We start from the raw sequence: 12,516 nt of genomic DNA on the forward strand, positions 1-12,516 counted from the left end.
GGTAAACCTCAACGCGTCAAGGTTGACGTTCGCCCGGTGGCGGCGGGTTGGCGACCACCGGGAACTGGCCGGTGAAGCCCTCGCGCTCCTTGGCGATCGCCAGGACCCGGCCGCGCGCCGCGTACCAGCCCAGGATCAGTGCCGGGATGATGAGCACCAGCGTCGCCACCGTCCAGGTGCCGACCGGCTTGTCGAACGCCATCAGCACCAGCACCGCGGCCAGGAACGCCAGCGTGGCGTATCCGGTGTACGGCGCGCCCCACATCCGGAACGCCGGCCTGGCGATCTCACCGCGCTGCGACCAGCGGAACAGTTGCAGCTGACAGATCACGATGGTGGCCCACGACGCGATGATGCCCAGCGCCGCCATGTTCAGCACGATCTCGAAGGCCTGCGCCGGCACGACGCCGTTGAGCACGACACCGAGCAGGCCGATGCTGGCGGTCAGACAGATACCGCCATAGGGCACACCACGTTTCGACATGACGCCGGTGAACTTCGGGGCGCTGCCGTTCATCGCCATGGAGCGCAGGATGCGGCCGGTCGAGTACAGCCCGGCGTTCAGGCTGGAGAACGCGGCCGTGAGCACGACGACGTTCATCAGGGTGCCGGCGCCCTCGAAACCGATCTTCGAGAAGAACGTGACGAACGGGCTCTCCCCCGGCTTGTATGCCGAGTACGGCAGCAGCAGCCCGAGCAGCACCAGCGAGCCGACGTAGAAGAGCGCGATGCGGAAGATCACCGAGTTGATGGCGCGCGGCATGATCTTGTGCGGTTCTGCCGTCTCACCCGCCGCGGTGCCGACGAGTTCGACTGCGGCATAAGCGAAGACGACGCCCGAGGTCACCACCACCAGTGGTAGCAGGCCGGTCGGGAACAGGCCGCCGTGGTCCGCGATGACGCTGAAGCCGGTGGACTGACCGTCGACCTTGAAGCGGCCCGCCAGGAACACCGTGCCGACGACCAGGAAGGTCACCAGCGCCACGACTTTGATCAGGGCCGCCCAGAACTCGAGCTCGCCGAACAGCGTCACCGAGATCAGGTTCATGCTCAGCACGATGGCCAGGGCGATCAGCGCGATCAGCCACTGCGGGATAGCGTCGAACGCCGACCAGTAGTGGAAGTAGGTGGCGATGGCGGTCGAGTCGACGATCGACGTCATGGCCCAGTTCAGGAAGTACATCCAGCCGGCGACATAAGCCGCCTTCTCCCCGAGGAACTCCCGCGCGTACGACACGAACGACCCCGACGACGGCCGGTGCAGCACCAGCTCGCCCAGGGCCCGCAGGATCAGGAAGACGAACCCGCCGCAGATCAGGTAGACGAGGAACAGCCCCGGCCCCGCGTTGTGCAGCCGGCCACCGGCACCCAGGAACAGGCCGGTGCCGATGGCACCGCCGATCGCGATCATCTGCAGCTGACGCGGTTTGAGGGTGTGGTGGTAGCCCGCGTCCTCGGCCGTCAGACCGGGTGGCTCGGCATGCTTGTGCGGCGTGGAAGTCATAGCGTTTCAGTGAACACTGATGCTCAGCTTCGCGCAGGACAACGAGTTTCCTGTGTGTGAACTGCAAGCGTGTCCCGCCCTGACGCGCGCGGATCAGTAATGTCGGTTGAATGCCGGGCCTCTCGCAAACAGTCGACTTCCACCCCGAGCTGGCGCGGGCCGCACGGTTCATGCCGCGCAGCCCCATCACGCCGTGGAACCTCCGCTTCGTCCGCCTGCTGTCCGACCTGCAGGAACGCCGCACTCCCGACAACGTCGAGGTGCTGACGCTGCCGTCGGGCGTCGGGATCCGGCTGCACCGCCCGTCCACCGGCGCGGACCGGGGCGGCGCCCTGCTGTGGATTCACGGCGGCGGCTACGTCATCGGCAGCCCGGCGCAGGACGACGCGCTGTGCCGGCGTTTCGCGGACGCCCTGGGCATCACCGTGGCCGCGGTCAAATACCGGCTGGCGCCCGACAATCCGTATCCGGCCGGGCTAGAGGACTGCTACACGGCGCTGCGCTGGCTGGTCAACCTACCGGCCGTCGACCCGGCACGGGTGGCGGTCGGCGGCGCCAGCGCCGGCGGCGGCATGAGCGCGGCGTTGGCCCAGCTGGCGCATGACCGCGGTGAAATACCCCTGTCAGCACAGCTTTTGGTGTATCCGATGATCGACGACCGGTCGGGCAGCCGGCCCGGGCTGGACCATCCGGGGCACCGGCTGTGGACCCAGAAGTCGAACCGCTTCGGCTGGCGCGCGTATCTCGGCGGCGCCGACCCCGCGGTGGCCGTCCCCGCCCGGCGCGCCGATCTGTCCGGTCTCCCGCCGGCCTGGGTCGGGGTCGGGACCTTCGATGTCTTCCACGACGAGGATGTCGAGTACGCCGAGCGGCTGCGGGCGGCGGGCGTGCCGTGCGAACTGGAAGTGGTGCCGGGCGCTTATCACGGGTTCGACGGCGTCGCCGCCAAGACCCAGGTGGCCCGGGCGTTCTTTGCCAGCCAGGTCGAGTTCCTGCGGCCGCTGCTGAACCCGGCGGTCGTCGGCTAGCCCCGACGGCTAACTCATCGCGCGCCGGCACCGCCGATGCGGCTGCCGCAACCCGCTGCGGCACTGACGATCCCGCCCGCCAGCTGCCGCGCGAACGTGATCTTCGTTACTTAGATTATACTATCTAATTGATGTTTATGCAGGTCATGCGTGGTTTTTAAAATATTAGTCGATCAAATAAACCCTTGCGGGGAAGCATTTCGGGGCGCATGGTTGTTGAACAGACCAACGACCACCTCGGTCGTGATCTTCACCGAGAAGAGGCACGGCAATGACCACCCTGACCCATCAGACGACCGAAAACATCGGCCCCCTGCGGCAGCTGTTCCGGCGTTCCACCGCTGTGGTGGTGCTGACGGCAGCAGGTCTGGGCGTGGCCGGCTACATGGCCCTCGGCATGCTGCAGGACAAGCCGGCCGACCCGGTGCTGCCCGCGTTCTCCGCGGTCCCCGTCCCGTCCGCTCCGGACATGGACAAGCTGCAGAACCTGGGCCAGCTGGCCGCCATCGTGCAGAGCCCGCAGGCGCACCCGGCCCGCTGAGCCCCGCCCGCTGAGTCCGACACCCCGATCTGACCACTGAGCCGCCCTCGAAAACGAGAGCGGCTCAGTGCTTTTCGGCGACTACTGGACGGCGTGTGCCTTGCCGACCGGAGTGCGGTTGACCAGATTCTTGGCGACCTCTTCGCGCCACAGGTCGTTGGCGTGCGTGGTGTCGACCTCCTGCTCGAAGCGGGCGACGATGTCGGGCTTGATGTCGGCGACGTCGACATAGAACTGCTCGTACCAACGGCGGTGCTGGTAGACCGGACCGTCTTCCTCGGTCAGCAGCGGGTTCTCGATGCGCGTCTTGTTCTTCCAGATCTCGACGTCTTCCATGAAGCCGTCGCCGAAACTGCGGCTCAACGACGCCGCCAGCTTCTCGGTCTTGGCCGGCGGCAGCGCCGGATTGTTCTGCACCGCAACCCCCCACTGCAGCACGAACGAGTCGTGCGTCACCGGGTAGTGGCAGTTGATCAGCGCGATCTCGACCGTGAAGTTCGGGGCGAGATCGTTGTGCAGCCAGTTGATCATGTACGCGGGCCCGAAGTACGTGGCCTCCGAACGCAGATACGTGCCGTCCCACAGCTCACGGGTCGCGTAGTCCGGGCGCGGCTTGGACTCCATGAACTGGCTGGCGGTGTGGCCCTCGATGACGTTCTTGAAGTACGTCGGGTAGGCGTGGTGGATGTAGAAGAAGTGCGCCATGTCGACGTTGTTGTCGACGATCTCGCGGCAGTGCGACCCCTCGATCAGCAGCGAGTTCCACTGCCACGGCGACCACTGGCCCTCCTCGTAACCCTCGATGGTCGGCGGGGTCAGCTCCGGCCCGGGCGTCGAACCCTCGGGGTCGTGCCAGAGGAGCAGCTGCCCGTTGACCTCGGTGGTCTGCCAGGCCCGGGTGCGGGCCAGCCGCGGCGTGCGCTTGGCGTACGGCACCAACTGACACTTGCCGTCGCCGCCCCAACGCCAGTCATGGAACGGGCACGCCACCGCGTCGCCTTTCACGGTGCCCTGCGACAGGTCACCACCCATGTGGCGGCAGTACCCGTCGAGCACCTTGATGGCGCCGTTGGAGTCGGCGAACACCACGAGCTTGGTCCCGAACGCCTGCACCGAGTGCGGCTTTCCGTCCCGGAACGACTCGGCCAGCCCGATGCAGTGCCAGCCGCGCGCAAACCGCGTCATCTCGACGCCGGCATCGATATGCCGGACCTCGGCCTCAGTCATCTTGTGCCCCTTTCGAATTCGCCGAGCCCTGGAACCAGGACCCTTACGAAGCCTCTCGTTTGACCATATCGAGCACCGCCAGGTGGGAGAACACCATGCTGGTGCCGATCGGGTTGCCACCGCCCGGGTAGGCGTAGCCGCTCGGCGCGGCCATGGTGTTGCCCGCCGCGTACAGCCCGGGAATCGGGTTGCCGGCGGTGTCGAGCACCTGACCGGTGGTGTCGGTGCGCAGGCCGCCCTTGGTGCCCAGGTCGGAGATGCCGAACTTGGCAGCGTGGAACGGCGCCTTGTCGATCCGGACCATCGGGCAGGCGCCGCCGGAGAAGGCACGGTCGTAGGCCTCGTCGCCGCGGCCGAAGTCGGGGTCGGAGCCCGCGTCGGCGTATTCGTTGAACTGTTTGACGGTCGCGGCGAGCTGCTCGGCCGGGACACCGATCTTGACGGCCAGCTCGTCCAGGGTGTCCGCGGTGTGCCACAGCCCGGCATCGACGTACTTCTCGGTCTCGACCATCGACACGTTGGTCGCCTTGATCGGCGGCACCCCACCATCGCCGTCGTCGTAGATCATCCAGAACGGCAACGTCATCTCGCCCTTGGCCAGCCGGTCCACGACGACGCGGCCGATGCGGTCGTACGCCGCGGATTCGTTGACGAACCGCTTGCCGTCCTGGTCGACGAAAATGCCGCCGGTGAACCACAGCGCGAACGCGCTGCGACCGTCCGGATGGGTCAGGCCGGGCGACCACCAGGCCTGCTCCATCAGGTCGGTGTCCGCGCCGACGGCGATGCCCGCCTCATGCGCCTGACCCAGATTTCCCCAGGGCCCCATGGTGTCTCGCGCTTCGCCGGGCACGCCGTACTTGCGCCGCAGCTCGTCGTTGCCCTCGAAGCCGCCGGCCGCGAGCAACACGCCCTTGCGTGCCCTGATCGCCTTGCGGACCCCGTCGGTCTCGACGACAGCACCGACGACGGCACCGTCCTCGGTGACCAGCTCGACCAGCGCGGTGTTGAGTTGTGTTGTCGCCGAGTGATATTGCTTCAGCGCCACCAGAAAGCGGGCGATCAGCGCCCGGCCGCCGATGAAGTAGTCGTCGGGCTGCGGGACGCCGAGCCGGTCGTTGTCGAGCGGGCCGCGCACCAATTCCTTGAATTCAGGCGCCTTTTCGATCTTCAGCGGACGGGCCGCAACGTGCCGCTGACCGTCCAGCCGGGCCTTGGGCATCTTCCCGAAGTAGTCGGGCCAGGGCAGCATGTCGAACTTGATGTTGGGATCGGCTTCCAGGTACTCCATCAGCGGCGCGCCGCCGCGGACGTAGGTGTCCTGCAGCTCGCGCGGCGTCCGGTAGCCGACGACGGCGTGGTAGTACTCGAGTGCGTCCTCGATGGTGTCGTCGGTGCCGGCCCGCTGCAGCACGGGGTTGCACGGGAACCACACGCCACCGCCCCCGGAGTAGGCAGTGGTGCCGCCGAACTTGTCGGTGGCCTCGACCAGCAGCACCTCGAGCCCCTCACGCGCGGCGGTGTAGGCGCCGGTGACGCCACCGCCACCAGAGCCCGCCACCAGCACGTCAACCGTCGAGTCCCAGTCCGTCATGCCCAAACTCCCTATAGGTATCGCTGCCGTCCGTACTGCGTGAACTCATCGTCCAACGCGCGCTTGGCATCGTCGGACATCAGGCCGTAAACCGGTACGCCCCGACCCACCCAGCGGTACACCAGTTCGTCGGTGTGCCACTTGTCCGCCTGCAGTTCGCGCTTGAGCACCTTGTTGGAGCCGGTGACCGGCAACGAATCCGAAATCCGCAGGAACCGCGGCATGCCCTTCTTGCCGAGGTCGTCCTGGTCGTTCAGGTACTGCACGAACTTGTCGACGTCGAACAGGATGGGGTCGGCGACCTCGATGGCTGCCATCACCTGATCGCCCGAGCGGGGGTCCGGCACCGCGTACACCCCGGCGGCGATCACCTCGGGATGGCGCCGCAGCACACGCTCGATCGACAGGGCCGACGTGTTCTCGCCGTCGACCCGGATCCAGTCGCCGCGCCGGCCGGCGAAGTAGATGAAGCCGTTCTCGTCGAGGTAACCCAGGTCGCCGGTCCAGTACCAGCCGTTTCGGATGCGGTCGGCGTCGGCGGAGTCGTTCTTGTAGTAGCCCTCGAACTTCTTGGTGCCGAGCTTGTCGACGATCTCACCGACAGCTTCGTCCGGATTGAGGATGCGGCCGTGTCGGTCCAAAACCGCTGGGACACACTCGATCATCGTTTCTGGGTTGACGATCGCGACACCCGGATGGGCGGGACGGCCGAGTGCCCCCTCGGGCTGGTTCGGGTCGAGTACGACGGCGCCGCCGCCCTCGCTGGAGCCGTACCCCTCGTACAGCTCCGCGCCGAACCGGCGCTTGAAGTAGGCCTGGTCCTCCGGTGAGGCCTCGGTGCCGAACCCGCGGTTGAGCGGGTTGTCGGCATCGTCGGGCAGTTCCGGGGTGGCCAGCAGATAGCCGAGTGCCTTGCCGACGTAGGTGAAGAACGTCGCGCCGAAATAGCGCACGTCGGGCAGGAAGCCGGACGCCGAGAAGCTCGGGGTCAGGCAGACGGTCGCGCCGACGGCCAGCGCCGGGGCCCACAGCGCCATGATGGCGTTGCCGTGGAACAGCGGCATGCAGCAGTAGTCGACGTCGTCGCGGACGTGGTTGAACTTGTCCACCGCCGAGTAGGCGATCCACGCCAGCCGACCCTGGCTGCACTTGACGGCCTTCGACGCGCCCGTCGTGCCGGAGGTGAACAGCAGCAGCATCAGCGTTTCGGCGCCAACGCCGTCTGCCACAGCGATTTGTGCACGATTTTCCGCGCCGGCCGCGGATTTTCGTGCACAAATCGCTTCTTGGTAGGCGGGGTCGTCGACGACGAGCATGCGGTCGGGCGTCAGCCCGAGGTCGAGGCCCGTAAGCCGTTCCCGCCCAGCCGAATCCGTGACGATCAGCTGACAGTCCGCATGGCGGACCTCGCCGGCCAGTTCCGTGTTGCCGCGCGTCGGGTTGATGCCGACGATCGTCGCCCCGGACAGCGCGGCGCCGCCCAACCAGAAGATGAAGTCGGGCACGTTGTCCAGCAGGACGCCGATGTGAAACGGCCCGTCAGCCCGCAGTTCGGCGGCGTACGCGCCGCGGGCAGCGGACTCGCGGACCACCTCGTCCCAGGTCCAGTCCTGGTCCCGGGTCCGCAGCCCCAGCCGCTCGTCGCCGAGGCGGTCGAGCAGCAGGGCTGCGATGTCCTCGCGGCGCTCAGGCATTGGCGGCGGCGGCCTTCTGGTCGATGTACGCCTGCGGCAGGTCTGCCACACCGAGCTTGGTGACGCTGACCGGGCCGGTCTGATACGCGTCCTCGCCGATGATCAGGCCGTCGGCGTCGATCGGCCAGTTGATCAGCTGACGGAACACCAGCAGGTAGTCGCCGTTCGGGTCGTCGACGTCGACGCCGATGGCCTGCGCGGACGCGCCCGGGTAGATCATCTTCATCCAGCCTTCGGTCATCACCAGATCATCGTCGACGGCGAGGCGATCGACCTCGAAGACGAGATGATTCGCGCCGCTGGCCACGAACGCCTCGTAATAGGCGCGCACGCCTTCGGTGGTCTTCGGGCCCATGTCGGTGTTGGCGTACCAGAAGTGGTAATCCGGGTTCGGGGACAACGTGGCCATCAGACGATCCATGTCCGGCACGGCCTCCGCCTTCATGTGTTCGAGCACGATGCCCAGGACCTGGCGATGGCGCTCGTTCGTCGTGCGCGACAGTCGTTCCTCCACCAGTTCCCAGGTCTTGGTGGGGTCGATGACGGCCATGTGGGTACTCCTCGGGTCTGTGGCTGAGCGTGGACTGTTCACGCTTGTGTGGCCATCATCACGAACCGGGCCGGGCCCGGTCATCCGACGTACGTCGGCTTTTGCGCACAAATTTCCCGACGAACGTCGGATGCAGCTAATCGGTGCCGGCCGTTGCCGAGGGCGATAACATGCGGATCTCCCGCGCGACAGGAGGTGCCCGCCCATGGCGCACGCGTTCCGCGATCCGCTCGAAGCGACCCAAGATCTGCGGCGGTCCCCCGTTCACCGACACCTGCAGCTCAGCGTGGTCTGGCAGGAGCAGGGCGTCGCGATCCTGTCGATGCCGCTCGCGCCGGACCTCGAAGGGATCACGCCCGGCGGCATCCACGGCGGGATGCTGGCGACGCTCGCAGACGCCGCGTCCGGCTTTTGCCTCGAAGGACTCTTCGACCTCGGATCAGAAATCCCCGTCACCACCGACATGCATGTCCGGTACTACCGGCAGCCGCACGGCGGCCCGCTGGTCGCCGAAGCCCAGGTGGTGAATGTCGGACGCCGGCTGCTGAGCTGCGAATGCTCGATTGTCGACGCCGCGGAGCGGGTGTTGGCCCGGTCCACTGCCACGTTCATGATCGTTCCGCTTGCGGGCTGACCGGGCTCAGTCCGTCAGCTCCGCCGACGACAGCGCGATCCGGCGGATCATCAGCACGAGGGTCGCCGAGAACCGGTCCAGCGGATCGTCCATATCCCAGCCCAACTGGGATTCGATGTGCGCGAGCCGCGCGGCCACGGTGCTGTGGTGCACGTGCAGCTCCTCGGCCGTCCGCCGCAGCGAACCGAACACGCAGAACGCCTCGGCCGTCTCGACCTGCAGCCGGCCGGTGGGTGTCGCCGCGATCTCGTTGATGCGGGCCAGCGCGTGACTGCCGCGCGTGGCCTCGGGCGGCAGCTCGGCCAGCAGCTCGAGCGCGCTCAACCGCTCGTAGGCGACGGCACGCCGCCCGAAACCGGTCGACGACGCGAAGCGCAGCGCCCGCAGCGCCTGGGACCACGAGGTCGGCGCCGCGAACACGCCGCCAGCCGCCCCGAGACCGACCCACGGCCCCCGGTCGGCGCCGACCGGTAACGGCGCCGGGAATGCCGTGACGATCGCCTGGTCCAGTTCGTCGGACAGCGCACGCGTGTCGGTCCGGCCCTGGCACACCACCGCCGTCGCGGTGCCCAGGTCCGCGGTCCGCACCGACACCGCGGTCAGGGCCGACGTGATGACTCGCAGGGCTTCCGGCGACGACTGTGCCGACACCGCCAGCACCCTGACCTCGCGGGACTCGTCGAGCCCCAGCAGCCTGATCGCCCGCGCCCGGTCCTCCGGGCGCTCCCGGCTCGACAGCACCACCTCGACCAGCGCCGGGTCACCGAAGCTCGGCGGCACCCGGGCGCCGATGTCACCCAGCGTGTGCCGCACCCGGTCGAGCAGGACGCCGTCCAACGGGTGGGCCGGGGCGTCGCGCTCCAGCCAGACCTCTGGTGCCGAGCCGTCCCACCGCACGTGGACGGGACACCCGGCGACGACCTGCGCCGCCTCCAGCACCCCGTCGACACCCGAGGCATCGAGGTCGTCGAAAAACCGGACCAGCCGCAGCACCGACTCCGGGTCACTGCCCAGATCGGACAACCGCAACGCGCTCACGCCGCCATTCTGACAATGCTCAGAACTGCAGGACGCTGAACCGCCAGTCCAGTACCTGCCGGTCGGGTCCGTCGGCGTCGACCGCGAACACCACGGACCGCAGATCGAGTGTCCCGCCGCGGCCCGGCGTCTCGTGCGCGGCCTCGACGTGCAACTCGCTGTAGAGAGTGTCGCCCTCGTGCACGGGGCCGGTGTGGTCGCAGGACTCCCAGCCCAGGACGGTGACGATGTTCGGCAGGAGCCGGGTGGCCTGGGCAAGCGCCAGGCCGATGGTGTGCCCGCCGTACACCAGGCGCCTCCCGGCCACGCGCGAATCATGATGCGTAGCAGCGACATTGAGCGTTAGCCGGGCCAACTCCGGAGCGCTGCTGACGACGTCGGCCGTGCTGGTGAACACCTGGCCGGCGAGCTCCGGATCGAAATTCTCGCCGGGCACGGCGGAGCGCCACGCATCGGCGCTCCATCCCGCGGCGGGGTCCGGGAGGCCCGGCACGGCAGTGCCGATGGTGCTGATGTCGTCGGCGTGGCCGGTGTCGTCGGCGTCGTCGCGCAGCGGCAGCATGGCGCACCGGTGGAAGTCGAGCACCGTGCGGCCGTCCTGGTCGATGGTGATCATGCGCAGCGCCGCCAGCCCGGTGCGCGGCCGGCCGGGCTTGGCCGAATTCTGTTTGAGTCCAACCACTTCGGTACTGGTGGTGATGGTGTCGCCGATGTGCGGGAAGCGGTGGAACCGCAACCCGCGGTAGAACAGATTCGCCTTGACCCGTCGGGTCACCAAGGTCGACTGACCGATCGCGACGTCACACACGAGCGCCGGATGCACCAACGCCCGCGGCGATCCGGTGACCGCGGCAGCCAGTGCGGCATCGAGCGGCAGCCGCATTCGGTCACCCAGAATGGCCTGGTGTACCGCAGCGGTGCCGTCGGTGAGCGTCATGCCGGGCGCCCAGTCGAAGACCTGACCTATCCTGAGGTCCTCGAAAAACGGTCCGCCAGAGGGCACGTCACACAGAGTACTTGTCGATCAGCGATTGCTTGTACAGCTTGCCCGTGTCGGTCCGTGGCAATTGCTCTTCGAACGAGATTGACCGCGGGCACTTGTAGTGCGTCAGCCGGTCTCGCAGCCAGCTCAGCAGCTCGGTGCCGAACTCCTCGGTACCGTCGGCCGGATCCACCGTCTGCACAACCGCTTTCACACTCTGGCCCATCTCGGCGTCCGGAATACCGAACACTGCGGCATCCATCACCTTGGGATGCGTGACGAGGACGTTCTCCGCTTCCTGGGGGTAGATGTTCACACCGCCGCTGATGATCATGTGATGTCGGCGATCGGTGAGGTAGAGATAGCCGTCCTCGTCGAGGTAGCCGATGTCTCCGACGGTGGCCCAACCGTGCGCATCCCTTGAGGCCGCGGTCTTTTCGGCGTCGTCCAGATACTCGAAGGTGTTGCCGCCCTCGAAGTAGATTTCGCCGGGCACACCCTGCGGCTGCTCGTTGCCCTCCTCGTCGAGGATGTGCAGGACGCCCAGCATCGGCTTGCCGACCGACCCGGGATGGGTCAGCCAATCTTCGGCGGTGATGAGGGTGGAACCGATGGCCTCGGACGACGCGTAGTACTCGTCGACGATCGGACCCCACCAGTCGATCATCTGCTTCTTGATCTCCACCGCACACGGGGCGGCGGCGTGCATGACGCGCTTGAGCGACGACAGATCGTACGAATCCCGCACGGACTGCGGCAGTTTCAGCATGCGGGTGAACATCACCGGCACGAACTGGCCGTGCGTGATGCCGTAACGCGCGATGGCGTCCAGACAGCCCTCGGCGTCGAACTTCTCCATCACGACCGTCGTGATGCCCTCGGCCTGAATCTGCATCGACCACACCGACGGCGCGGTGTGGTACAGCGGCGCCGGGCTCAGGTAGACGGCATCCTTGGGGAGCCAGAAGCTCATCAGCATCTTCATCAGGCCGGGCACCTCGGCCGGCGGCAGATGCGTCAGCTCGCGCTTGATGCCCTTCGGACGCCCCGTCGTGCCCGACGAGTACTGCAGCAGGTCACCTTCGATCTCGTCCTCGATCGGCGTGTCGGGTTGGGCCGCAACGCATTCCGGGTATCGGTCCCAGCCCGGCAACTCACCGTCGGCGATCATGAGCAGCTTGGGCAGCCCGGCAGTGAGGTGCTCGGCCAGGCCGGCGCAGGTCTGGCTCAGGGCCGCAGAGCCGATCACCGCAGACGCTCCGCTGTTCTCGATGATGTAGGCGGCTTCTGCCGGCGTCAGGTGGATGTTGATCGGCACGTAGTACAGGCCGCTGCGCCGCGCGCCCCACATCGCCGCGTGCATGTGCTCGTTGTTCTCCATCAGGATGGCAACGACGTCACCCTCGACCAGGCCATTGGCCCGGAAGTGATGCGCCAGGTGGTTGGCGCGGGCCTCGAGCTCGTCGAAGGTCACCACCGTGCCGGACGGGTGCAAGATCACGGCCGGTTTCCCATTGCCCACGTGCTGGCGAATCTGCATGACGGCACTCTACGACAGGTGACTTGACACCTGTCAAGAAGGCCGTGTCCGAGGCTCCTCGGCGTGCCACAGCCGATGACGACACCCTGCCACCACTGGGCAAGCAGCCAATATTCTGCTTTTCCTGCAATTTTGGCAAACTCTCAGCTAAACGCCAGAGCAGTATCTAATCGACATTTTTTGC

11 protein-coding genes are annotated in these 12,516 nt (G+C 67.2%); 3 read left to right on the plus strand and 8 right to left on the minus strand.

What is annotated here, in order from left to right; translation table 11 throughout:
- Positions 1-16 precede the first annotated feature (16 nt).
- The gene (locus ACJH7A_RS13750) at positions 17-1,504 is read right to left on the minus strand and encodes an amino acid permease (protein WP_212807951.1); all 1,488 of its coding nucleotides are present in this window, start codon (positions 1,502-1,504) and stop codon (positions 17-19) included.
- 110 nt (positions 1,505-1,614) lie between these two features.
- Here ACJH7A_RS13750 and ACJH7A_RS13755 point away from each other — a divergent pair, with 110 nt between their 5' ends.
- Both ACJH7A_RS13755 and ACJH7A_RS13760 read left to right on the plus strand, forming a co-directional pair.
- Entirely contained in the window at positions 1,615-2,532 is a 918-nt protein-coding gene (locus ACJH7A_RS13755) for an alpha/beta hydrolase (protein ID WP_212807950.1), read from the plus strand.
- 271 nt (positions 2,533-2,803) lie between these two features.
- Positions 2,804-3,073, plus strand: a complete 270-nt coding sequence (locus ACJH7A_RS13760) for a hypothetical protein (protein ID WP_020103427.1) — start codon at positions 2,804-2,806, stop codon at positions 3,071-3,073.
- Positions 3,074-3,154: 81 nt separating this feature from the next.
- Here the strand turns inward: ACJH7A_RS13760 and ACJH7A_RS13765 are convergent, their stop codons facing one another.
- Genes ACJH7A_RS13765 through ACJH7A_RS13780 form a run of 4 tightly spaced genes read right to left on the minus strand, consistent with a single transcriptional unit; the run spans position 3,155 to position 8,138 of the window.
- The gene (locus tag ACJH7A_RS13765) at positions 3,155-4,300 is read right to left on the minus strand and encodes a Rieske 2Fe-2S domain-containing protein (RefSeq protein ID WP_406802142.1); all 1,146 of its coding nucleotides are present in this window, start codon (positions 4,298-4,300) and stop codon (positions 3,155-3,157) included.
- 43 nt (positions 4,301-4,343) lie between these two features.
- Positions 4,344-5,894, minus strand: coding sequence for an FAD-binding protein (locus tag ACJH7A_RS13770; protein ID WP_406802143.1), 1,551 nt, complete (start codon positions 5,892-5,894; stop codon positions 4,344-4,346).
- An 11-nt stretch (positions 5,895-5,905) separates the two neighbouring features.
- The gene (locus ACJH7A_RS13775; protein ID WP_212807947.1) at positions 5,906-7,588 is read right to left on the minus strand and encodes an AMP-binding protein; all 1,683 of its coding nucleotides are present in this window, start codon (positions 7,586-7,588) and stop codon (positions 5,906-5,908) included.
- Positions 7,581-8,138, minus strand: coding sequence for a nuclear transport factor 2 family protein (locus ACJH7A_RS13780; RefSeq protein ID WP_212807946.1), 558 nt, complete (start codon positions 8,136-8,138; stop codon positions 7,581-7,583). The genes ACJH7A_RS13775 and ACJH7A_RS13780 overlap by 8 nt, the downstream gene beginning before the upstream one ends.
- A gap of 205 nt (positions 8,139-8,343) precedes the next feature.
- On the opposite strand from ACJH7A_RS13780, the gene ACJH7A_RS13785 reads away from it, so the two are divergent.
- The gene (locus tag ACJH7A_RS13785; RefSeq protein WP_212807945.1) at positions 8,344-8,772 is read left to right on the plus strand and encodes a PaaI family thioesterase; all 429 of its coding nucleotides are present in this window, start codon (positions 8,344-8,346) and stop codon (positions 8,770-8,772) included.
- A 6-nt stretch (positions 8,773-8,778) separates the two neighbouring features.
- On the opposite strand, the gene ACJH7A_RS13790 is transcribed toward ACJH7A_RS13785, so the two are convergent.
- The 3 genes from ACJH7A_RS13790 to fadD4 are packed head-to-tail and all read right to left on the minus strand — an operon-like array spanning position 8,779 to position 12,332.
- Positions 8,779-9,810: a CdaR family transcriptional regulator gene (locus tag ACJH7A_RS13790; RefSeq protein ID WP_212807944.1), complete on the minus strand. Its 1,032-nt coding sequence runs from the start codon at positions 9,808-9,810 to the stop codon at positions 8,779-8,781.
- Between the two features lie 19 nt (positions 9,811-9,829).
- Positions 9,830-10,813, minus strand: a complete 984-nt coding sequence (locus ACJH7A_RS13795; protein ID WP_406802144.1) for a MaoC family dehydratase — start codon at positions 10,811-10,813, stop codon at positions 9,830-9,832.
- Between the two features lies 1 nt (position 10,814).
- A complete protein-coding gene (gene fadD4, locus ACJH7A_RS13800) occupies positions 10,815-12,332 on the minus strand; it encodes a fatty-acid--CoA ligase FadD4 (RefSeq protein ID WP_133425805.1) in 1,518 nt (505 codons plus the stop codon).
- Between the last annotated feature and the right edge of the window lie 184 nt (positions 12,333-12,516).

This window comes from Mycobacterium sp. SMC-17, from assembly GCF_045310915.1.
Classification (GTDB): Bacteria; Actinomycetota; Actinomycetes; order Mycobacteriales; family Mycobacteriaceae; genus Mycobacterium.

Bases quoted from the DNA above. Each gene is read 5' to 3' on its own strand.
- ACJH7A_RS13750 (WP_212807951.1), bottom strand. From the start codon at position 1,504: ATGACTTCCACGCCGCACAAGCATGCCGAGCCACCCGGTCTGACGGCC.
- ACJH7A_RS13775 (WP_212807947.1), bottom strand. From the start codon at position 7,588: ATGCCTGAGCGCCGCGAGGACATCGCAGCCCTGCTGCTCGACCGCCTC.
- ACJH7A_RS13765 (WP_406802142.1), bottom strand. From the start codon at position 4,300: ATGACTGAGGCCGAGGTCCGGCATATCGATGCCGGCGTCGAGATGACG.
- ACJH7A_RS13770 (WP_406802143.1), bottom strand. From the start codon at position 5,894: ATGACGGACTGGGACTCGACGGTTGACGTGCTGGTGGCGGGCTCTGGT.
- ACJH7A_RS13760 (WP_020103427.1), top strand. From the start codon at position 2,804: ATGACCACCCTGACCCATCAGACGACCGAAAACATCGGCCCCCTGCGG.
- ACJH7A_RS13755 (WP_212807950.1), top strand. From the start codon at position 1,615: ATGCCGGGCCTCTCGCAAACAGTCGACTTCCACCCCGAGCTGGCGCGG.
- ACJH7A_RS13780 (WP_212807946.1), bottom strand. From the start codon at position 8,138: ATGGCCGTCATCGACCCCACCAAGACCTGGGAACTGGTGGAGGAACGA.
- fadD4 (WP_133425805.1), bottom strand. From the start codon at position 12,332: ATGCAGATTCGCCAGCACGTGGGCAATGGGAAACCGGCCGTGATCTTG.
- ACJH7A_RS13785 (WP_212807945.1), top strand. From the start codon at position 8,344: ATGGCGCACGCGTTCCGCGATCCGCTCGAAGCGACCCAAGATCTGCGG.